The sequence below is a fragment of the Agaribacterium sp. ZY112 genome (assembly GCF_041346925.1).
Classification (GTDB): Bacteria; Pseudomonadota; Gammaproteobacteria; order Pseudomonadales; family Cellvibrionaceae; genus Agaribacterium.
In genome coordinates this window covers 70,678-90,544 of record NZ_CP166840.1, presented here as the reverse complement: position 1 = coordinate 90,544, position 19,867 = coordinate 70,678, and the positions used below count along the sequence as shown (strand labels likewise).

The 19,867-nt window shown below is 43.3% G+C and carries 20 protein-coding genes; 11 read left to right on the top strand and 9 right to left on the bottom strand.

What is annotated here, in order from left to right:
• The first annotated feature begins 6 nt into the window (after window positions 1–6).
• Window positions 7–1,113, top strand: coding sequence for a GDSL-type esterase/lipase family protein (locus AB1S55_RS00430; RefSeq protein ID WP_370979800.1), 1,107 nt, complete (start codon window positions 7–9; stop codon window positions 1,111–1,113).
• A gap of 62 nt (window positions 1,114–1,175) precedes the next feature.
• On the opposite strand, the gene AB1S55_RS00425 is transcribed toward AB1S55_RS00430, so the two are convergent.
• The 3 genes from AB1S55_RS00425 to AB1S55_RS00415 all read right to left on the bottom strand — a co-directional run bounded on the left by AB1S55_RS00425 (window position 1,176) and on the right by AB1S55_RS00415 (window position 4,592).
• Complete coding sequence (locus AB1S55_RS00425; protein ID WP_370979799.1) at window positions 1,176–1,706, bottom strand: thioredoxin fold domain-containing protein; 531 nt, start codon at window positions 1,704–1,706, stop codon at window positions 1,176–1,178.
• The gene (locus AB1S55_RS00420; protein WP_370979798.1) at window positions 1,681–3,834 is read right to left on the bottom strand and encodes a TonB-dependent receptor plug domain-containing protein; all 2,154 of its coding nucleotides are present in this window, start codon (window positions 3,832–3,834) and stop codon (window positions 1,681–1,683) included. Before AB1S55_RS00420 ends, AB1S55_RS00425 begins: the two co-directional genes overlap by 26 nt.
• A gap of 416 nt (window positions 3,835–4,250) precedes the next feature.
• A complete protein-coding gene (locus AB1S55_RS00415; protein WP_370979797.1) occupies window positions 4,251–4,592 on the bottom strand; it encodes a hypothetical protein in 342 nt (113 codons plus the stop codon).
• A gap of 229 nt (window positions 4,593–4,821) precedes the next feature.
• On the opposite strand from AB1S55_RS00415, the gene AB1S55_RS00410 reads away from it, so the two are divergent.
• From AB1S55_RS00410 to AB1S55_RS00395, 4 genes are all read left to right on the top strand, one after another.
• Window positions 4,822–5,397 carry a thioredoxin family protein gene (locus tag AB1S55_RS00410; protein WP_370979796.1) on the top strand — a complete coding sequence of 192 codons (576 nt, stop codon included), beginning with the start codon at window positions 4,822–4,824 and terminating at the stop codon, window positions 5,395–5,397.
• A 576-nt stretch (window positions 5,398–5,973) separates the two neighbouring features.
• Window positions 5,974–8,190 carry an Ig-like domain-containing protein gene (locus AB1S55_RS00405; protein ID WP_370979795.1) on the top strand — a complete coding sequence of 739 codons (2,217 nt, stop codon included), beginning with the start codon at window positions 5,974–5,976 and terminating at the stop codon, window positions 8,188–8,190.
• 44 nt (window positions 8,191–8,234) lie between these two features.
• Complete coding sequence (locus AB1S55_RS00400) at window positions 8,235–8,876, top strand: hypothetical protein (protein ID WP_370979794.1); 642 nt, start codon at window positions 8,235–8,237, stop codon at window positions 8,874–8,876.
• Window positions 8,877–9,031: 155 nt separating this feature from the next.
• On the top strand, window positions 9,032–9,220 hold the full coding sequence (locus AB1S55_RS00395; protein ID WP_370979793.1) for a hypothetical protein: 189 nt from the start codon (window positions 9,032–9,034) through the stop codon (window positions 9,218–9,220).
• A gap of 87 nt (window positions 9,221–9,307) precedes the next feature.
• On the opposite strand, the gene AB1S55_RS00390 is transcribed toward AB1S55_RS00395, so the two are convergent.
• From AB1S55_RS00390 to AB1S55_RS00375, 4 genes are all read right to left on the bottom strand, one after another.
• Window positions 9,308–9,622 carry a DUF3301 domain-containing protein gene (locus tag AB1S55_RS00390; protein ID WP_370979792.1) on the bottom strand — a complete coding sequence of 105 codons (315 nt, stop codon included), beginning with the start codon at window positions 9,620–9,622 and terminating at the stop codon, window positions 9,308–9,310.
• The gene (locus tag AB1S55_RS00385) at window positions 9,622–10,230 is read right to left on the bottom strand and encodes a DapH/DapD/GlmU-related protein (protein ID WP_370979791.1); all 609 of its coding nucleotides are present in this window, start codon (window positions 10,228–10,230) and stop codon (window positions 9,622–9,624) included. The genes AB1S55_RS00390 and AB1S55_RS00385 overlap by 1 nt, the downstream gene beginning before the upstream one ends.
• A 211-nt stretch (window positions 10,231–10,441) precedes the next feature.
• Entirely contained in the window at window positions 10,442–10,918 is a 477-nt protein-coding gene (locus tag AB1S55_RS00380) for a hypothetical protein (RefSeq protein WP_370979790.1), read from the bottom strand.
• Between the two features lie 64 nt (window positions 10,919–10,982).
• Window positions 10,983–11,186, bottom strand: coding sequence for a hypothetical protein (locus tag AB1S55_RS00375; RefSeq protein WP_370979789.1), 204 nt, complete (start codon window positions 11,184–11,186; stop codon window positions 10,983–10,985).
• A 93-nt stretch (window positions 11,187–11,279) separates the two neighbouring features.
• On the opposite strand from AB1S55_RS00375, the gene AB1S55_RS00370 reads away from it, so the two are divergent.
• Window positions 11,280–12,011 (top strand): hypothetical protein, encoded by a 732-nt coding sequence (locus AB1S55_RS00370; RefSeq protein WP_370979788.1) that lies wholly within the window; start codon window positions 11,280–11,282, stop codon window positions 12,009–12,011.
• A gap of 91 nt (window positions 12,012–12,102) precedes the next feature.
• Here the strand turns inward: AB1S55_RS00370 and AB1S55_RS00365 are convergent, their stop codons facing one another.
• The gene (locus AB1S55_RS00365; protein ID WP_370979787.1) at window positions 12,103–13,188 is read right to left on the bottom strand and encodes a helix-turn-helix transcriptional regulator; all 1,086 of its coding nucleotides are present in this window, start codon (window positions 13,186–13,188) and stop codon (window positions 12,103–12,105) included.
• Window positions 13,189–13,348: 160 nt separating this feature from the next.
• On the opposite strand from AB1S55_RS00365, the gene AB1S55_RS00360 reads away from it, so the two are divergent.
• From AB1S55_RS00360 to AB1S55_RS00345, 4 genes are all read left to right on the top strand, one after another.
• A complete protein-coding gene (locus AB1S55_RS00360) occupies window positions 13,349–13,939 on the top strand; it encodes a PepSY-associated TM helix domain-containing protein (RefSeq protein WP_370979786.1) in 591 nt (196 codons plus the stop codon).
• Window positions 13,936–14,403, top strand: a complete 468-nt coding sequence (locus AB1S55_RS00355) for a DUF2271 domain-containing protein (protein WP_370979785.1) — start codon at window positions 13,936–13,938, stop codon at window positions 14,401–14,403. Before AB1S55_RS00360 ends, AB1S55_RS00355 begins: the two co-directional genes overlap by 4 nt.
• 1 nt (window position 14,404) lies before the next feature.
• Entirely contained in the window at window positions 14,405–15,202 is a 798-nt protein-coding gene (locus AB1S55_RS00350; protein ID WP_370979784.1) for a DUF4198 domain-containing protein, read from the top strand.
• Window positions 15,203–15,323: 121 nt separating this feature from the next.
• Complete coding sequence (locus AB1S55_RS00345; RefSeq protein ID WP_370979783.1) at window positions 15,324–17,441, top strand: TonB-dependent receptor domain-containing protein; 2,118 nt, start codon at window positions 15,324–15,326, stop codon at window positions 17,439–17,441.
• A gap of 87 nt (window positions 17,442–17,528) precedes the next feature.
• Here AB1S55_RS00345 and AB1S55_RS00340 read toward each other — a convergent pair whose 3' ends face one another.
• On the bottom strand, window positions 17,529–18,443 hold the full coding sequence (locus AB1S55_RS00340; RefSeq protein ID WP_370979782.1) for a sterol desaturase family protein: 915 nt from the start codon (window positions 18,441–18,443) through the stop codon (window positions 17,529–17,531).
• 118 nt (window positions 18,444–18,561) lie between these two features.
• Here AB1S55_RS00340 and AB1S55_RS00335 point away from each other — a divergent pair, with 118 nt between their 5' ends.
• On the top strand, window positions 18,562–19,785 hold the full coding sequence (locus tag AB1S55_RS00335) for an imelysin family protein (RefSeq protein WP_370979781.1): 1,224 nt from the start codon (window positions 18,562–18,564) through the stop codon (window positions 19,783–19,785).
• Window positions 19,786–19,867: the final 82 nt, after the last annotated feature.

Sequence of the window (19,867 nt, the reverse complement as noted above, 5' to 3'; positions counted from 1 at the left end):
TAGTAGATGCATGATTTATTAGTTGTAATGCGCTTAGTTTGCTTGGCGTTGTCTTTTTCTATTTTTACGGCACTGTCGAGTACGAGTGTTTATGCGGATAATACGATTCAGTCCGATCATCAAGGCTTTCAATATACGGGGCGTATTGATTTTTCTAAGCCTAAAAAGCCTATCTTGAGCTGGCCAGGAAGCTCGGTTAAAGCTCTTTTTAGCGGTGATAAACTGTCTATAACGCTCGATGATAGCTCGGGTAATAATTACTTTAATGTCATTGTCGATGGTAACAGTGCTTACCCTTATGTCATCGCTACTAAAAAAGGTCAGCACAGCTATGTAATTGACGGGCTGGCTGAAGGTGAGCACAGCCTTGAGATTTACAAGCGCACAGAAGGTCATGAAGGCGCTAGTAAATTTCTTGGCATCGCTATTGCCGATAAGGGGCGCATGCTTAAAGCGCCTTCTGCTCTAAAAAGAAAAATCGCTTTTTTTGGCGATTCCATTACCAGTGGCATGGGTAATGAGGCGGCGGATAATAGTGAAGACAATAAACCTGAAGATAAAAATAACTACCTATCCTACAGCTCGATAACAGCCAGAAAGCTCAATGCGGAACACCACACTGTTTCTTTAAGTGGTATTGGTGTGATGGTCAGTTGGTTTGATTTCTCTATGCCGGATTACTTCGATCAGTTAAGTGCGGTTGGCAATAACAATAGTCAGTGGGATTTTTCTAGGTGGACACCTGACATTGTTGTGGTGAATCTTTTACAAAATGACAGCTGGTTAGTGGGCGATACTAAGCGCCTATCACCAACACCAAGCGAACAAGAGATTGTTCAAAGTTACGCGGATTTTATTCAGAGCATACGCGCTAAGTACAAAGGCAAACCGCTTATTTGTGTGCTGGGAAGTATGGATGTTACTCAAGCCAATTCCCCTTGGCCGAGCTATGTTGAAAAGGCGATTAAGCTTATTAAACAGAAAGATGGCTCTGCGGATATAGATATGCTGGAGTTTGATTTTACAGGCTATAAGGCCCATCCGCGAGTGCATCAACATCAGCGCAATGCCGATATATTAACGGATTTTATTGCGCGGAAAATGCAGTGGTAGAAAGAGAGTGGTAGGTGGGGTAAGACAGGTGGAGTCAGAGTAAATTTACTCTGACTCCAAATTCAAACCTCACAAGCTTTAGCCTCTCCGCCTTGCTCTTCAATTAACATAGATCCCGCCTGCATCAGAATATCAGTTTTTAAATAGCCCCTGCGTTTGCTTACCAATGTGCCGTCGGCGGTGAAAAACAATAAGCTCGGTGTGCCCTTTATACCACGCACTTGTTTATTGAGTTTTGAATTACTGAGTAAGGCTCTAAGCTCTGGGGAAAAGTGCTGAAGCTCTTGCTTGAGTTCTTTTTTGCTGCCGCGAGCGCCAAGTATGACAAGATTTAGTTGGTCACCGCAGCGATCCTTTAAGAGTTTTAAATCTTTACCTTGCTTCGTGCACCAAGGGCAATCAGGTTGAATGGCCAGTACAACGCTGGCTTGATTTTTTTGGGCAATATGTTGTTTGCCGTTACTGCGTAGGTCGGGTAGCTTGAGCTTAGTGGGGCTGGCAAAGGCGGAGTTGGAGATGAAAAGCAGTGAGGCCAGAGCGCTTGCTCTGACCCCCTTTTTAAAGAATTTAAAGTTTAAGTTCAAAACCGGCATAAAACTCACGACCGTGAAGTGGTCCAAAAATATAACCAACATCATAGGACTCAGAGCTGTCCCACATCAAGGGGGTGTCCTCGTCGTGAGTCTGAGTGTAGTCAAATAGGTTAGATACACCTGCGTAAATACCTAGGTTTGAAGAGAGCTGGCGTCTTAGCTTTAAGTCACTAACAAAGAAGGCTGGCGCATCGGTTTGTTTTTTACTGCTCAAGTCGCCCTTAATGTTATAACCCTCGTAGCCATAATCATTAAGATCACGATCACCAAACCATACGGTGGAGAAATACACGTCAACTACGCTATTTTTCCAGTTAATATCGATGGTGGCTCGTTCTTCGATGGGGGCAATGGCGTAAGATGAGCGGAAAATCTCATCGTAAATAAATTGCTCAACACTGGCGCTGATATGTACGTTATCGGTTAGGTTGTAACCAGCAACCAGGTCGATGGTGGATACAGAGGCGTCGTCCGTTAATTGGGTGAGTATGGGTACACCCTCATCGTTTTCTTCAAGGCTGGCAAGATTACTCACTACTGAATGAGCTGCTGAGAAGGTTGAGCTAAATTTATCGCTTTCAAAGCTCAGGGCATAGTTGGCAGAGAGGCTTTCTTCTAAGCTATCTACATCAATTAAAAAGCCTTTTTCTGCATCTAAGATACCGTGATCGGTTTCAAAAAAGCTAAGTGGCGCACGATAACCTTTACCCATCGATAGGCGGGATGTCCATGCGCTGTTGTGCATTAAACGTGCGTCGATGCGTGGAGCGACAACGGTCTCATCAATTTCAGTGCCGGGTTTTTTCGGGTCTACAAAGTCGGCTTTAACATGGTCTACTCGTAGAGCAAGCGCCATTTCAAAGTTATCTGTTGGGGTCCAAGTATCCTGAGCAAATAAACCCTGAACACTGTAGTCAAAGGAGTCACTTACGTAGCTGTCGACGTGTTTAAGTGCCTCGGTATCGGAGCGCATTTTTTCGTCGCGTGCGTCGGCGCCAAAGCTCACTACGTGTTTATCCGTTGCGACCCAGTCGAATTTTGCACGCAGGTAATTCATGGTGTCGTCGGCGACGTAGTCTATGCCTTCATAAAAACTATCTTGTTCGTGCTTGGCGTAGCTATAGGCAAATTCGGCGCTGAGTGAGTCGCTAAATTCACTAAGCCATTTTATATAAGCTTCGTCGCGTGAGGTTTTAATCCATTCAGCGGTTTCCCATGGTTTACCGATGTAGTTGTTTCTTACATCGTCGCCTTCAAATAATTGTTCGGAAGCTTCGCCGTCGTAACCGGCAATGGTTTGACCTATCGAATTTGTGTTTTTACCAATAACAGGGCCACCAAAGACTTCGGCTTGAACAAGTGAAAGTCGAATGTTGACGCTGTTGCTGTTATTCACTTCATGCGTGATCAGTGAGGTTAATGAGCGGTTTTCATGAAAAGGCGCTTCACTGACTAAGTTGTCATCGTGATCTTCTTGATCTTGAGTATCGTATTGGGCTGAAAGGGCTAGGCCTGTGCGATTGTCATCACTAACGGCACTGGCAAAGGCTTTGATTGCTCGATAATTATGTGAACCGGCGGCGACATCAAGGACCGCTTCGTTGTCTGCTGCTTCTTTACTAACAATGTTAACCGTACCGCCAATGGCTTCCGGGGCAATTAACGAAGCCCCTGCGCCGCGAGCGACTTCGATACGTTCTATACCCGTTGTAGCAATTGCATCGACAGCGTAAAAGCCTGAGATCATTGTATAAGTTGGTAAACCATCAACTAAAATGGTGGTGTGCTCGCCTTTCATGCCGTTTAGCATCACACGCTTAACCCCACACATTGAACACTCATTGCTTACATTTACGCCAGGCTCGTTATTAATGGCATCGGTTAGGCTTAATGCGTTTTTCTGTTCAATCTGAATTTGGTCAAGCACTTCGGTTTTTTGAATAACGTCTTTTAAGCGGCCAGCTTCACTTAAGCGTTGGCGCAAGCCCATGACCATGACTTCTTCAAGGGCCTGAGCTTCTTCAGGTTCAGTGTAAGTCTCTTGAGCTAAGCTAAGGCAACTAAAGCTTGAGCCAGAAATAAAAGCGCTAATATAAAAAGCTAAACGAGAGCGGCGTGCTAGGTTCATAACATATCTACTGCTGGTGAAAATAAAGGTCGTAGTGAGAATTACTACTATTGGCGCATCATAAGCTTGTCACCTTAAAGCTCCTTGCGCAGGATCAAATAAAGCAAATGAGATGGATTTGTATTTGCGTTGGTGACGCAGTCAGAAGGGCTATGCAAAGAGGCGTTACCTAAGGAGTGGTAACTAGAGAGGATCAAGAGCCTTCGAAAAGAAGGCTGGGGCAAGTAGGTATAGGAACTACAAATAGATAGAGTGCAGGTCGGTGGAGTGGGGCAAATATCTATGAGCAAAGTGCAGAAAGCGCAGTGAACCCGTATTCTCTTTATACCTTTTCTCGACGTAGAATTTCGCTATTTCGCTATTTCGCTATTTCGCTATTTCGCTATTTCGCTATTTCGCTATTTCGCTATTTCGCGCTAATCAGTTTTTAAATCTTCAAGTGCTTGGTTGTACTTTTCGGCAGCTAATCGATTGGCTTCATTAAGAGCTTGCTTGGCTTGATCAACTGCATTGCTAGTACTCTTTTTGGCGCTGGCAAAGTCTTCGGCTGCTTCTTCTAGAGCCTCTTGGTATTCATCTTTAGCTATTTCTTTGAGCTCACTGGCGCTTTGCTTAAGCGCGGCGGCACTCTCATTGATAGCATCTTGGGCTTTTTCGCTGTTACTTTTTTCTTCACAGGCTGTGAGAGCAAGGCTACTGATTAGTAGAGTTAAGCTTATTAAAGGCTTTACGCGTTTGAGCATGGTCTTACGTTTCATGTATGAGTCTCTGCTTAGCTGGTGTTTAACAAAGGCTTATGGTACTTGGGCTTTGTTGTTAAGGCCATCATAGCGTCCGTGTATTTGCTTTGTAACACATAGGGTTTAGGCTTGCATCAGCACCATGAGCCTCTTAGCATAAGCGCCAACAAGGTATGACCCTTTATAGTTACATCTATATTTGATCTTTACCTCATTCCTACCTTACTTATAGCGCGTGGAACAAGAGATGGCTCTAACCGAAAGTACGATGATGGATCTGCACAGCGCAGCCCCGAATTTTTCCCTTCCTTCAACCGATGGCTCAGTTGTCTGTCTTGACGATTTTAATGGCGCTAAGGCATTGGTTGTATTGTTTATCTGCAATCATTGCCCCTATGTGATCCATATTGCTCCAGCGCTGAAAACTCTCAGTGACGAGTATCTAGATAAAGGTGTCGCGTTTGTAGCGATTAGCAGTAATGATGCTGAGAGTTATCCTGCTGATAGTTTTGAGTTGATGAAAAAAGAAAAAGCAGATCGTGCTTATAGATTTCCCTATTTATACGATGCGGATCAAAGTGTGGCTAAAGCCTATAGTGCAGCTTGCACACCTGATTTATATGTGTTTAATCAAGACAAAAAGCTTGCTTATCGCGGTGAATTTGATGCGACTAGACCAACCCGTATTAGTTCAGGAAATTACAGTAGTGATACCAAAGCAACTGGGGCGAGCTTGGCTTCAGCGTTGGATTCGATTTTGAAAGGGAAAGAAATAGAAGGAACTCAGTACCCGTCTATGGGATGTAATATAAAGTGGCGGTGATTTCTTGTTGTTAGTGCATGCGCAAAGGCGGGCTGATGCTCGCCTTTTTTGTGCCTGTCATTAATGCTTTTTGTTCGCTGTTGTCATTTTTATTTAAGTTGTTGTTTTTCTATCCGAAATAATTGTAGTTATGTCTTGTTGGGTCTTGTCCCTAGTCAAAAAGCATGGTTAAAAATGTTTTTGGTTTTTTTATTTGAAATTGATCGTGTATTTGTTTTTATTATGCTTTTGCTTGCTTAATAGCCATATGGGATGAAAATGAATCGACTAATTATTATCGTGCCACTAATTTGTGTTTATTGTTTTCCTTGTATTTTATATTGAATAAATTGCCTCTAATATTGTCGCTGCAAGTTGTCTGATGGCTTGTATATAATAATTAATCGTCAATACGTTCTGGTTGGCGACATAATAATTCCAATTTAAAAGCGTAAGTTGCTCATTAATGAGCAGCCGTACTTGTGCGCGCTTCACGGACAGATGTCAAAGATCTATGGTCTTTGGAAAGTAAAGCAGGAAGCTTTGTTCATAACCCTCCCCATAGAGCGGGCAAAGCTTCCATTACAGGAGTTAACTATGAACACCTTTTTTAAAAAAGGACTTAGTGTTGTTTCGTTAGGGCTATTCTCTACGTTGGCATTCGCCAACAATTATCAAACTATTGAAGCTGAAAATTTTATTAATACAGGTGGCGGCTATGGAGGTTTTCATAGCTACACGACCCCATCTGGTATTGGTGCGGTTAATCATGTGCAAACCAGTGACTGGGGGGAATACCAAGTTACGATTAATGAAGCTGGACTTTATAGTATTTCGGCCTTTGTAGGCACCCCTATGCAAGGCGCTGCGATTCAATTCTCGGTACCAGGTGATGATACCGTTATTCCAGTACCAACAAATGGTAGTTGGGATACTTTTTCTGAGCTGGAAATATGGGATGAAGTTTATTTACCTTCTGGAATAAACATTATTCGTATTACAGCAGCGGGGGCATCGAGTTGGGAATGGAACATGGACCGCTTTGTCATCAGTCCAGTAAGTCAAGCTTTAGACGCTGTGGATGACAATGCCAGCGTTGAATCAGGCCAAAGTGTAATCATTGATGTGTTGGAAAATGATATTCAGCCAAACGAAGCTGCTGTTATTTCTCAATATAATAATCTGATCAGAGCCAAACATGGTTCAGTCAGTCAGGTTTCTGACAGTGAGCTTAGCTATCGGGCCGATGAAGGCTTTGTTGGGGTAGATAGATTTACTTATACCATTGAGGCTGACTACACCTTAAAAACAGCGTGGGTGTCGGTAACTGTTACTGCTCAAGCTAAAGCTTATAACGATGCTGCAACAACTATTTCTGGGCATGAGGTTCTTATTGATGTATTGGCTAATGATCATAGTAGAAATGACAACGAACTCGAATTGGTCGACGTAGCTAATACTGTAAGAGCGAAACATGGCAAGGTCAGTATTGAGGAGGATAAGGTTCTTTATCGTCCTGACTATGGTTTTAGTGGCGAAGACATATTTAGTTATACAACAGATAACGGCAGTAATTTAGATGGTGCTTTGGTCACGGTTACTGTTAATCCATCTTCTATTGCAAGCCCTAATGTTCCTGTTGCAGATGAAGACGGCAGCTTTGTTATAAGCTGGAATAATAATAATGAGAGTATGTTTTTGCAGCGCCGTCGTGTAGGCGGTAATTGGCTGGATGTTGACGATAGCGCTCCAAACGAGATTGCGCACACAAGTCAAATGAGTGGGTTGAGTGACGGTAATTATGAGTTTCGCTTGTATAACCCTGCGCCTATCGACGCTAAAGATAATTACAGTGCCGTGGTTGGGGTAAGCGTGAGCGGGTTGCCTGCTGTTAAGGTTAAATCAAAAACTGCAAGTGGTTTCTTTAATCTTACTTGGGAAACATCATATGCGAATACTGTTCTTCAGCGTCGAAGTAACGGTGAGAATTGGCAGATGGTCAGCCATGTCAGTATCGGTAGCAATGAATATAAACGCTCTGAATACGGTTTAGGTAATGGTCTATATGAATATCGCCTGCTTAGTATGGTGAATGGAGAAGCATTAACAAGTAGCACTCGTAGTATTAGTGTGGGCGCAAATAAATTACGCTTGTTAATGGTGTATCCAAATAAACTGCTTACTCTCTTTGGTGATGAGTCCGCCGTTGAAGGTCGTCTTAAGACGATGTTGAATTACGGTCAGGTTGCTTTAGATAATAGCTTAGTCGGTTTTGATATTGAGATTATAGGAATGAAATCTGCGGAGCTACTTGGCTCACAAGGTGATTATAGCGCTAAGCATAGTAATTTATATTTATTGCGCGATAGTGAGTATGTTAAAAGTCTAAAAGAAGAATACCGCCCAGATCTAGTGGCTTATATTGGCACATCACATCCCGATTATTGTGGTATTGCATACTATCCTAATGATCCTAAAAAATACGCTGTTTCCTATACAAGTCATTCGTGTACATCGACCCTTATTCACGAAATGGGACATAATCTTGGGGCTGGTCACGGCCAAACAGCGGAAGAGTTGAGTCAAGGGCGAATCTACCCCTGGTCTATGGGATATGGTGTTGTAGGGCGATTCCGTTCAATTATGGCTTATTCCAGCTATTATCAAGCCCCTCGGATTCAATACTTTTCGACACCTCTGGTAGAGCAATGTGCAGGTGATTTAGCTTGTGGTGTTGCTAGCGAAGCGGATGCCGCATTAGGGATTGAACGCGTATTTAACGAAACTGTAAGTTCTTATTCGAGTATTTGGTAAAGCTTATAGGCGGCGTAACGGCCGCCTTTTTTTAGGTTTATAATATGAAAAAAGTATTTGGATTTGTAGGCGTTTTATGTGTTCTTGCTGTGTTTTTTATTTACTTAAAGCCTTCTCTTGGTGAGAGTAAAAAAGAGCCGTCAGTGCTTTCAAGTACAAGTGCTGATATTGTTTTTGATGAATCCTTAGATAAAAAAGAAGGGCATAATAAGTCAGTCGATTCTGCGCATATGTCTAAGAAGCAATCTCATTTTTCTTCTCTTGATAATAGAGCGCGCGCTTTTAGCCTAGTTGTTGATGCTGATCCTGAAGTGAGTCACCAAGTAGCCATGATATTTGATGTCGATCCTGATGATGTTTATCTGCTTGAGTTTCATCCTGATTATTTTAGCCAAGATAAAATAAGTCAGCGGATTCAATTAGATTTACCCGGCCTTAGCGATCAGGTTTCAGTTGAAATACTAGAGATTAAAGATCACCCGAATGGTAAAGAAGTTCGAGGGCGCCTAGCAGATTTACCTGTAGGGTTTGGTGTCAGTTTTATGCAATCTAATAATAATCTTAATGGCTATATTGTTACCCCTGAGTGGCGCTACGATATCACCACAGTCAAAAAGCGTAGCTATATGATAAAGAAAAGCCATCAAGAACCACCGGGTATAGGGCTCTCTATTAATAGTATGTAAATCGGTTTAGCCATATGAGGTTTGTTGCATGATCATTGCAGGATATGATAGCTCGGCTCAAGTTGTTAACTGCAATTTGTTCTTGGACACTCTTTTACATGTAAAGAAAAGAGTGAGTAATCGTTTCGATTTATAATAAATTATAAGGACATGTCATGAACATTCGTGAACTTAAATCAAGTGAAATAGATGTCGTGTCAGGTGGCACGACGAGTTCTAATTATATTAGTTATTCAACATTCCCCTTCGAAGGGGAAAGTGGTAAGTCTGGTTTATATGCTGCTTATCTTGCTAGTATAGCGGAAAATGGAGGGCATATTTATGCCCCTTACTCTGGTGAGTGAGAACCTTATTGGTTTGAACTAGTAAATAAAGCCACGTTGATAATGTGGCTTTATTTGTCTTTTTGACTGACAAGCATTTATGTGAATTTACTGAAGCTTATAGGGCTGTAGTCCCACAAACTGTAAGCGCCTGCCTAAAAATACCACTTCTCCGCGATAGCGTGTATCGCCAATACTTGAAAATTCAAAGTGATATTTCCGTTCAACGGCGAATAAACTGAACTTACTTTTCTTTAAGCTAATACTGTTCAGGATGACACTTTGATCAAGTAAAACGAGATCGCTTTCTTTGCAGCGTTTAGTCGCAGCCGCACGGGCTAAATTACTCACTTCTAAATGCAGCCACACAAGATAAGCAAGCATCGCTATTATAAAAATGATAATAAGATCATGGATGGTCATTATCTGTCCTTTATGATCCGAGCCGGATTGCCCGCGATCACTTTTTTAGCTTCAAAACTCTGTGTCACTACGCTGCGCATACCCACTACACAGCCATCGCCTAGTGTAACGCCGTCGGTAATGCCTGTGTGTGCGCCGAGCCACACGTCTTGGCCTAGGTTTATGCCTTCACTGTAAATACCCTGCTCGCTGATGGGCATATCCATATCGTAACGATGATTAAAGGCGATAATGGAGCTGTGTGCAGCAATACGACAGTTGTCGCCAATATGGATGCCTTTCTTACCGCCATCGAGGTGGGCGTGGTGATTAATGCCGACGTTTTTTCCAATTTCAATGGGGCCATGCAATACGCAGTTGGCTGCAATAAAGCTGCCTTCGGCAATGCGAATGGCTCGGCCAGGTTCAGCAAAGAGTTTGGCCTCGGGGGAAATAAAGCACTGGCCTTCTATATGCACGGTTTCCATGGCTTTTAAATAATCTTGCCATTGTTGTTGCCAAGTGTCGGCCCATTTGCGTTGGGCAGGTTTTAAACGCCAATACAGCCAAGGCATATAGTTAAGGCGTTGTTTGTGCTGTTCTCTATATTTAAGAGCGGCGTCGCTCATGTGTTTGTGCTCTTACTGGCGTAAATAAGCCGCGTATTAGAGCATGGCAGCTCAAAGAGTGCATACAAAATGCGAGCAGGAGCCTTAAATAGCGGCGTTCACTATTTAAGGCTCCAAATAATTTGCGGCCGAAGAGTCAAAGCTCTTCAGGCTCAGGGGCAAGCCTTCCAAAACCGGCTCTGAACCTAGGGGCTACCTAGCCGCAAAAACTTTAGCCTGTCTGGGTCCACTGTAGGCTGATACTGCTTTGTTTCTGTGTTAAGCCTTGTTCTGTTGTGCTTTTGTATTCTGGGCAGGGCCCTAAGACCTGTTCGTGCTTTTTATGAAAGTGGCTTAGCCACTGCTGCGCTTTTTGTTGTTCAGGGCTTTGTATAAGCAATAAAAAGCGTCGCACAGAAACCAACATGCTTCTTATCTCTTGGTACTGTTCTTCAACTAACATGAGCTCGAATAAAAACTCTAAAGGGCGTAATAAATGTGAAGCTTGAAACTGCGTGTTTTTCTTATGGTACAAGCGCAGTAGGGCGATCTCTTGCGCGGCTGAAAAGTACATACTGGCCGCTGAGGCGCGACAAGCCATATAAGATTGCATGCCGCGGTTGATTAGTTCATTCCATGAGCTTAGGGCATTGTCTTCATCGTGGCGTATACGCTCAGCATGAGCTGGGCAAAAGTGTCGCATTTTCATGATGCTCCTTTCCTTTCGGTAGCTTTTAGTTAGCGCCTAAAGCCCTTTTAATGAGGGCTTCGAGCTAAGCCTTTGGCTGTATGTTGTCGTCTTTTTCTACTTGAAAATGATTCTCAGTAATATTTATATCGTTAAAGACTTGATAATGCAAATGAGAATCGATATTATTTGATCCGCATTGCTTTCCACGAGGTGATGCTCCACTCAAAAGAAGTGCCAAAGTCAGCACGCTCTTGCTGTTTTGTTGTATTACTTCTTCTGAGCCCATGTTTGTCTCTTTGTGGCCCGCTTACCCAGCGGGCTTTTTTTCTTTTTATTTGCAGCAAAAGGTGCTTGAACAAAACTGCATAGGAGGGTGGTGATGGATCTAATGGAGCCTTTGTATGAGCGGGCACTTGCAAGGCAGGTTTTGCCAAGCATGGGGTTTGTCGACCAAGCTGCCGAGCTTTTAATGCAGGCAAAGGGCATTCGCAAACATGTTAAACAACGTTTAATAAAACGGTTATGTAATGAGCCTCAGCGTGTTTTGAGCTGGCAGTGGGTAGACTCAGAATTACAGTATTTTTTTGATGAGCATCCTATTGCTCAGGTCATCGAAGTGGGTGCAGGCTTTAGCACGCGTTTTCATCGCTTATCATTTGATTCCGACTGGCCGCAGTTCTCGTGGTTGCAAATAGACAGTGAGGCGGTTGTTAATACGGCTAAGGCCATGTTCCCTAAAACAGATAATTATCATTACCTCGCTCATGATTTTTGTGCCTTAACATGGGTGCCAAACTTACATTTCGACAAACCCGCTGTAGTTGTTGTTGAAGATGAAAATTTAAGTGAAGACTTAGCTTTAAGTCTTTATAGCTGTGAGCAGTTACTAGCTGCTACAGGTCACATGCACTTAATCATCAAAGTCTCTGAGGGGGTGTGTGACGCTTTGTTTAAAGCCTTTTCTGGACGTATCAAACTTATTAATCGCTTGCGTCTATGTCGCAGCCAAGAGTTTAATTTTAAGAATTTATGGTCGGGAGTCTCGGGTCGAAACATTAAAAAAACGAATTTATTGCACTTGGAATTAGAGTCTAAGGCTGGGCTTGAATAATAGAAACTGGATGAGGCTTTGCAGCAAATGCTCCCAAGGTGCGTAGCAATATAATTTAGCGCAGTGTCGAGGTTTAAATTAGGTTTAAGTATTAAGAATAGCTTGCTGCCTCGAGCATTTGTCCGGGGGTAAGGCCAAAGGTCTTTTTAAACGCGGAACAAAAATTAGAGCTGTGTTTATAGCCTGCTAAATAAGCTGCTTCGCCTATGCTGGCTTCCCCTCTTATTAATGCGTCTCTGGCAATCTGCAGGCGCCGCTCTCGCAAATAACAAATAGGGCTTTTCCCGACATTTAATTTAAAGCGTCTATGTAGGCCTGAAATGCTCAAGCCTTGTTTCTTAGCGATGGTTTCTAGTTCCGGTAGTTCCGTGCCCGCCTTAGTGGCCCATGTTTCTAACTCGCGCAAGAGGGCGAGGGTTGCTGTGTCGGTCGCCTTGGGGTTATCCAGATGCTTAAGGTCGTGGCTGTTACTGCTGATATCTTCTAAGCAGTGGGCAATAAGCTGCAGGCTTAAGCCTTCTTTTTCTAAGGCCGACCCACAGCGGGGTTTTGTTAGTTTGCTGGCGAGCTTATAACACGCTTTGGAGGCTGGCCAATAGATAACGCTGCCATGCTGACTTAACAGCTGGCTAAGTGGTGGACTAATAAGGCCATCATTTTCCATCTTTTTTTCAAGCCACGCCTGCTTGATGGACAAGCTTACTTTTTTAACTTGATTGCCTTGGTAGAGCCTGCGCTGCCAGTGACAGCTTTGCATAAGATTTATCGCAAAGCACCAAGCGTCTTCTGGCTGGTTTAAAGCCGTGGGTAGTTGATGCCATTGCTTACCGATTGCAAAGTGCAGGCGACCTTGCAGAAGCACGCCGAAGGTAAGGCTTGCCTCTCTATCTATGGAAACCGTCGCGTTTTCTAGTTCAAGCGTATTGGAGCTATGCATCAGGCAGTGGCCAAATTGATGTTTAAGCTGCAACTGCCCCTGTATTAAAGCGGTATCTGCTGCTAGATGTTCTGGCTTTATCGTGCTGGGTTTTGCTTGTTTGCTGTTCTCTATAAGAGCTTGACTGTTATGGATACGAACTTTAGTGCCTGCATGAGCGCTGAGTTGCATCAACGCACTGGTGTTAATGCTTGCTGTATTACTTGGGCCATTTTTCATAACAGGGTGACCGGATCGCATAACGATTATTGGGTGACGTCATTACTATATGCTTTATAATTTGTGACTGCAAATCATTATCATTTGCGTTTTATCGCTTTAAGCCACTCCTTTGGTGGTGAGCTTGTAGGCCTATATTCACTGCTCTGGCCCTTTTGGCCGTTTATTGTTGATCTTGTTTATGCCCGCCTCGTTGATCAAGTTTTGTCGTACTGTGCATTGGATCAGTTCGGCTATTGCGCTTATTGGTGTGTTGTTCTTTGCCCTCACGGGGCTGACCTTAAATCATCCCGAGTGGTTTGCTGGCAAGCGTTCTAGCCAATATCAGGAGCTGCAGCTAGATGAGGCATGGTTAAGCCGCTTCTCGATTAGTTCAGAGGCCGAGGCCTTTCAACAGTTAACTCAGTTTGTGAATCAGCAGTGGTCTCTACCAGTACCAACAAATATTGATAGAGATGAATTTGAGTGGGTGATGGATTACCAAAGGCCAGGTGGAGTCAGTACGGTTGTATTGGATCTAGAGGTTGGTCTGCTCACTTATGAAAAAGAAAGTGATGGTGTTATTGCCTTGATTAATGACTTACATAAAGGTCGCCACAGTGGGCTTGTATGGAGTTTGTTTATTGATGTATCGGCGATTTTGGCGCTGGTATTTGCTTTAAGTGGCTTGGTATTACTTTGGGCCTATTGCAAAAAGCGGCCTTCGACGTGGCCTTTGGTGTTAGCGGGCTTAGCTGTTCCTTTAGTTATTTATGGTGTTTTTGTTCCATGAAGTTAATGAATTCCTTTTATATATTGTTGTCGTTTGGTGTTTGTCTGGCCGCTTCTGCTGATGAGCTCCGTGTTGAGCTTGAAATCCCGCAAATTAAGACGGCGGAATATCATCGGCCTTATGTTGCTGTTTGGATAGAAGACTCTCAGCGTCAGATTGATCAGTATCTTGCTCTGTGGTTAGAGCAAGAAAAATGGCATCGTGATTTACGTTATTGGTGGCGACGTGGAGGAAAAAACACTCAGCTTCCTATCGATGGCATAAGCGGTGCAACCCGTAAACCCGGTCTATATCGCTTTAATGCAAATATAGACAATGCACAAGATTACAAGCTTGTGGTTGAGGCAGTGCGTGAAGTGGGTGGTAGAGAGCTCATTAAAGTCCCCCTTGCTGAAATAGACGGGGAAAAAGTGCTTATAGGTGAGCGCGAATTAGGCCAGTTAACGATAAAGTTGGAGAAATAAAATGAAGTTTAAGTTTGTTTTGGTTTTGGTAAGTCTGCTTGTTTCTGTGCAGGCATCGGCACACAAACGCTGGTTTCTCCCGAGTGACTTTTCGTTAAGTGATGCCGAATTTATTACGGTCGATTTCACCGCAAGTAATAATGTTTTTTATGTTGATAAGGCAATGCCTCTTAGTGGGGTTAAAGTTTATTCGCCTTCCATGCAGCCGCTTGAACTTAAAAACACGTTACAGGGCGAGCGCCGTTCTAGCTTTGATGTGGAGCTAAAAGATAAAGGGACCTATCGTATCGTGTCTGAAAGCCCTGCTATTTATTTTTCCTCTTATATTGATGAAAAAGGTGAGACGGTTAGAAATCGAGGTACGCTTGAGGCTTTAAAAAAGAGCGCGCCCAAAGATGCCAAGGAGCTAAAGTTCGCTCGTGCAGTGTCAACGCTAGAAACATATGTAAGCTTGGGTTCAGGTAGTAAATCCAAGCCGTCTCAAGCAGAAGGTATACAGCTTGTTATGCATAGCCATGTTAACGAACTCTATAGTGATGAGCCTGCTCAACTGGTTTTTGTGCTTAATGGTAAGCCTGCGCAAGAGTTAAAGGTAAGTGTGGTCGCTGAGGGCACCCGCTATCGTGATGACTTAGATGAGAAACATTTTAAAACCGATGAGCAAGGCAAGGTGAGTATAGATTGGCCTCATGCAGGCCGGTTTTTAATCGAAGCACAAACCGCGATGCCTTCAGATAAAGACGGTATTGCAATGCAGTTTTACACCTACTACCTAAGTGTCGAAGTTCTAAAGCCATAACAAGTGGAGGGCTTACTCTTAGCCCTTCTAAAAACTCCAAAAATTCGCGCCTTTTTATGCCCTTGCCTTGGTAGGGGAGGCGTTTAGCTATTACTTACTACTTACCAATAAGGGAAGAGAAATGAAATTTAAAAAAACAGCCTTATCATTAGCTGTTCTTGCTTCTACACATGGCGCCTTTGCGGATACGCAGGATCAAGCAACTGCAGATGAAAACATTGAAAATGTTGAAGTCTGGGGTACTCAGGTACGCGCATCGAGCGTATTTATGAGTGAAGAAGCCATTATTAGTAAGCAGGCCGATCATTTAAGTGATTTATTACGTGAAATACCGGGTGTTGATGTGGGGGGGGCGCATAGCTTAAATCAACGGATTACTATCCGCTCTATGGATGACAAAGACATCAATATCACTATTGATGGCGCTAGCCAAAATAACTATATGTATCACCATATGGGAAACTTGCAAATTCACGCTGATATTCTTCAGGCTGTTGATATTGAAGTGGGTTCTAACTCCGTTTTAAATGGTGGCCTTGGTGGCTCAGTACGTTTTGAAACGAAAAGTGCGAACCAATTATTAAGTGCAGATGAGCGTGTTGGTGGACGTGTGAAGGGTACGGCTTCTGATAATGGCTCCGATGATGTATCGGCCTCTATTTGGGCTGATGTTGGGGCAGATTTTGATGTGCTGGCTTATTACAATTACATTGAAAAAAATAATTTTGAAGTTGGTGGCGGCGAAATTAAAGATGCCGATGGCAACAAGGTGCCTGGTACCGATGGTAAAGTTCGTGGTTTAGAGGGAACAGTCAATAGCGGTTTGTTTAAACTGGGTTGGGACCTGGCTTCTAATCAGCGTTTGGTTCTTGGTTATGAAGCCTACCGTGATGAAGGCGATTATTCGTATCGTCCAGACATGGGCTTGGCAACGGATAGTGCTATTTCTTCAGGTACAGGTACGCCTTTGCTTTGGCCTACAGAATATACTCGTGATACGTTTACGCTCAATTACGATGCCGACTTTTCTGATCATACAACTGTAAAAGCAACGTTATCTGATAACTCTAGTTCTTTATGGCGTGATGAAACGGGGTACGCCCAAAGTACGATTCCGCGTTTCCAGAGTTTTGCTGCAGTGGTTGAAGGTGATGCTGATAACTACGGTTTAAATGTATTGGCCAGTACAAGCTTGGGTGTTAACGAATTTAGTTATGGCTTGGATTACGTTAAGTACTCAACCAATTACCAAGCAAGTTATACATCAGGCATACAAGATAGCAGTGAAGAATCTTCATCAAATAGCGCTTTCTTTATTCAAGATCGGATTGCCTTAGGTTCTCAGTTTACCCTAGTTCCGGGTGTTCGTTATGACTCAGTTGATGTCGATTCGGTGGTTGTGAATAAGACATTTAGTGATAGCTCTTTGGCTTTGGCTTTAGAGTTTCAGCCGATGGATAGTTTGTTATTGCGATTGAGTAGTACTGAAATATTCCAAGCACCAGAGCTTGCAGAGGTTTTTGTTGGCGCAGGTCTTTACGATACACCGAATCAAGATATTAACGCTGAGAGTGGGGTAAACAGTGAATTTTCTGTGGCCTATGGTGATGATGTTTTTGGTGCGGATCAGTTTACGGCAGGTATTACCTTTTTCCAGACCCAAATTAATGAGTATATATACGATTATGCTGTAGCCGATCCTGAAAATGCCCCTCGTGATACTTGGAAAGATAATATAGGTGATATGAGCATTACCGGTGCTGAAGCTTATCTTGGTTATCAAGTTGGAGCGCTTAATGCGTTGTTAACTTATGCTACTGCTGATTCAGATTTAGATGCCTATGCTCAGTACCCTCAGTATCAGGGGTCACGCTTAGATCGTTCACAAGGTGATAGCTGGAGTTTTAATTTGGGGTATGACTTAAGCGCAGCTAATTTGGCTTTGAGCTGGAACTTCCTTATTGTTGATGATTTAGCTTCGGTAGATACGAATAGTCAACTTGATGGTGCAGGTACTGATAACAGTAAGGCTGGCTATCAAGTACATAATGTCTCTGCTAATTGGCAAGCGACGGAATCTTTAAATGTGATTCTTGGCATTGATAACCTGTTTGATGAATACTATGTAAGTCAGTCTTCTCGTACGGGCTCGAGTTTCCACCCGGTATTTGGTGACTTGTACCTAAATGATTATGAGCCGGGTCGCAATATTAAAGCGACAGTAGCTTATCAGTTCTAATCGAATTAAAAGCCAAGTAAAGCCTAAGTTAATCCATGTGTTTAGCTTAGGCTTATTTTCTAGGGTTTAGCTTGTCTACTTACATTTCTAAGCTTTATGGCCTACTAATTGTTTTAAAATATTATTTCTTGCCGACACATTATCTAAACCAAATTTTTCTACTTTTTCATCTTTACTCGCTAACCAGCTACCAAATAATTTGTCCCATATAGCTAGGCATGAGCCAAAATTTTTGTCGTAATGTCTTTGCTGTAGGCTGTGGTGAATCTGATGTTGGGCAGGGCTAATAAATAATTTTTCAGCTTTACCAAAGCCAATATAAAAAGGGCTGTGACGTAGGTTGGCCCCCGCCATGTTAAAGGCAAATAAGAAGACATTTACGCCGAGTACATCGATCAAGCTTAGCTGCCCAGAAAAAGCATAGAGAAATAAACCACTTATCGCCCCGCCGATCACAATACTACGCAAGCTGTTAATGCATAGTTCAATAGGGTGAATGCGGTAAAGTGTAAGTGGTGTTAGTGTGCTTGCACTGTGATGGATGGCATGAAAGCGCCAAAGCCAAGGTAGTTTGTGTTGGGCCCAATGCACTAAAAAACGGCTGAAATCCTCACTAATAAATAAGCAGCAGCTAAACAATAGAGCGGTTATGGTGTGATTCAGCCGCCAGAAATTCCCTTCTCCGAAACTCATATATAGCCAACGGTTAATAGTAAAAGCAAATGCGAGCTGAGTGCCAAAAAGCGGTACTAAGACAGCGAGTTTTAGTATGCGGTTTATGAGGTACCACTGTAGGTCGATCGCACTGGAATAGTTCCACCACATAGCCGGTTTTATGGCCGCTTTAATTTTTTTGCGTTTTGTTGGCTGCATCAGGGCTGTTAGGCCAACGACCAAGATGGCACAAGCAAGATAGAGCCAGAAGATGCGCATATGCGCATTGGCAAAAAAGCCAAGCTCGCTGCTTAGCTGCTGCAGTAGTTGTTTGCTGGGTAGGTTCATAGCTTGCGCACTTTACAATCTGCAACAGTAAAATCAAGAATAATTGGTATTGCACCTGATAATGAGAGTGTTTATCATTCCGGGCTTTGTGATATATATCAAATTTGGGGTAACGATAGTGAGCTACATTAACCGAGCATTAGTCAGCGCAGCGCTGGCCTTAGGTCTTGCTGCTTGTGTGGGCGACGACGATGGCGTCAGTGAACATGACGTAAAAAGTAACTACAGCGCTATGGCTTATGCGGCCTACAGCGACTCTTTAGACAGCGCCTTGGTACTGAAAAGTGCGGTTGATACCTTTATTGCCTCGCCAAGCGAAGCCAATTTAGATACGGCTAAGGCGGCTTATAAAGAGGCTCGTAAGCCTTATCAGCAAAGTGAAATTATGCGTTGGGATACCCCAATCACCTTAGGCAAAGCGCTTGATAGTGATGGTGGCCCTGCGAGTGTCGATGATTGGGAGGGGCAGGTAAATGCTTGGCCTTTGGATGAGAATCATATTGTTGCTTTGATCGAAGGTGACGAAGAGATCAATATTGATTTATTGCTGGCTCAGAATGGCGCTAACGATAACGAGGCGAATGTCACCACTGGCGTACATGCGGTTGAGTTTATGCTTTGGGGAGAGGATACACACGGAACCGAAGCGGGTTCTGGTGAGCGCCCAGCTAGTGACTACGATGTGGCTAACTGTGCGGATGACTTCTGTGAGCGTCGTGCTTTGTATCTAGATGCAGCTATGGATTTGCTTGTTCAAGATCTAACAGAGATGAAAGCTGAGTGGAGCCCAGAAGCCGAAGCAACGGCAGGTACTTTGGCAAATAATTTCTTAAACAGTGATGATGCCCTTGATTACATTATGGGTGCGATTCGCAACATGGCTAGCGATGAGCTTGCTTCTGCGCGCATGAGTGCAGGCCTTGAGTTGGGTGATCCAGAAGAAGAGCATGATTGTTTTAGTGACTTCAGCCATATCGCGATTTTTTACAATTTTCAGGCCGTGCGTAATGCTTGGTATGGACATTATTACAAGACCGACGGTGGCAGTGTACGTGGTGCTGGTTTAGCCGATATCGTATTTGAGCGCGACATCGCGACCTATGTTTATATCGAAGATGCTCTAAATAGTATTGAAAGCAAAATGAAGGCGATTAAAGACGCTGGTGAGCGTACTGAAAATACAGTGCGTTACGACCAAATCATCGGCCAAGATGCGAATGGTACAGAGCGTAAAATTGCTGAAAACGCGGTTGATGAGCTAGTTGCTATCGATGAGTTATTTGCTATGGCAACAGACATTCTATCTCTGGATGTGGAAGGTCCTGATGGCAGTGGTGACTAAATTGCCTAGGTGAAAATGAAAAAGCTTTGATGAGCGCTTTTTCATAAAAGAACAAAAGAGTGCTCTTAAGAGCACCGTAAGT

Bases quoted from the DNA above. Each gene is read 5' to 3' on its own strand.
- AB1S55_RS00430 (WP_370979800.1), top strand. From the start codon at position 7: ATGCATGATTTATTAGTTGTAATGCGCTTAGTTTGCTTGGCGTTGTCT.
- AB1S55_RS00425 (WP_370979799.1), bottom strand. From the start codon at position 1,706: ATGCCGGTTTTGAACTTAAACTTTAAATTCTTTAAAAAGGGGGTCAGA.
- AB1S55_RS00420 (WP_370979798.1), bottom strand. From the start codon at position 3,834: ATGAACCTAGCACGCCGCTCTCGTTTAGCTTTTTATATTAGCGCTTTT.
- AB1S55_RS00415 (WP_370979797.1), bottom strand. From the start codon at position 4,592: ATGAAACGTAAGACCATGCTCAAACGCGTAAAGCCTTTAATAAGCTTA.
- AB1S55_RS00410 (WP_370979796.1), top strand. From the start codon at position 4,822: ATGGCTCTAACCGAAAGTACGATGATGGATCTGCACAGCGCAGCCCCG.
- AB1S55_RS00405 (WP_370979795.1), top strand. From the start codon at position 5,974: ATGAACACCTTTTTTAAAAAAGGACTTAGTGTTGTTTCGTTAGGGCTA.
- AB1S55_RS00400 (WP_370979794.1), top strand. From the start codon at position 8,235: ATGAAAAAAGTATTTGGATTTGTAGGCGTTTTATGTGTTCTTGCTGTG.
- AB1S55_RS00395 (WP_370979793.1), top strand. From the start codon at position 9,032: ATGAACATTCGTGAACTTAAATCAAGTGAAATAGATGTCGTGTCAGGT.
- AB1S55_RS00390 (WP_370979792.1), bottom strand. From the start codon at position 9,622: ATGACCATCCATGATCTTATTATCATTTTTATAATAGCGATGCTTGCT.
- AB1S55_RS00385 (WP_370979791.1), bottom strand. From the start codon at position 10,230: ATGAGCGACGCCGCTCTTAAATATAGAGAACAGCACAAACAACGCCTT.
- AB1S55_RS00380 (WP_370979790.1), bottom strand. From the start codon at position 10,918: ATGAAAATGCGACACTTTTGCCCAGCTCATGCTGAGCGTATACGCCAC.
- AB1S55_RS00375 (WP_370979789.1), bottom strand. From the start codon at position 11,186: ATGGGCTCAGAAGAAGTAATACAACAAAACAGCAAGAGCGTGCTGACT.
- AB1S55_RS00370 (WP_370979788.1), top strand. From the start codon at position 11,280: ATGGATCTAATGGAGCCTTTGTATGAGCGGGCACTTGCAAGGCAGGTT.
- AB1S55_RS00365 (WP_370979787.1), bottom strand. From the start codon at position 13,188: ATGCGATCCGGTCACCCTGTTATGAAAAATGGCCCAAGTAATACAGCA.
- AB1S55_RS00360 (WP_370979786.1), top strand. From the start codon at position 13,349: ATGCCCGCCTCGTTGATCAAGTTTTGTCGTACTGTGCATTGGATCAGT.
- AB1S55_RS00355 (WP_370979785.1), top strand. From the start codon at position 13,936: ATGAAGTTAATGAATTCCTTTTATATATTGTTGTCGTTTGGTGTTTGT.
- AB1S55_RS00350 (WP_370979784.1), top strand. From the start codon at position 14,405: ATGAAGTTTAAGTTTGTTTTGGTTTTGGTAAGTCTGCTTGTTTCTGTG.
- AB1S55_RS00345 (WP_370979783.1), top strand. From the start codon at position 15,324: ATGAAATTTAAAAAAACAGCCTTATCATTAGCTGTTCTTGCTTCTACA.
- AB1S55_RS00340 (WP_370979782.1), bottom strand. From the start codon at position 18,443: ATGAACCTACCCAGCAAACAACTACTGCAGCAGCTAAGCAGCGAGCTT.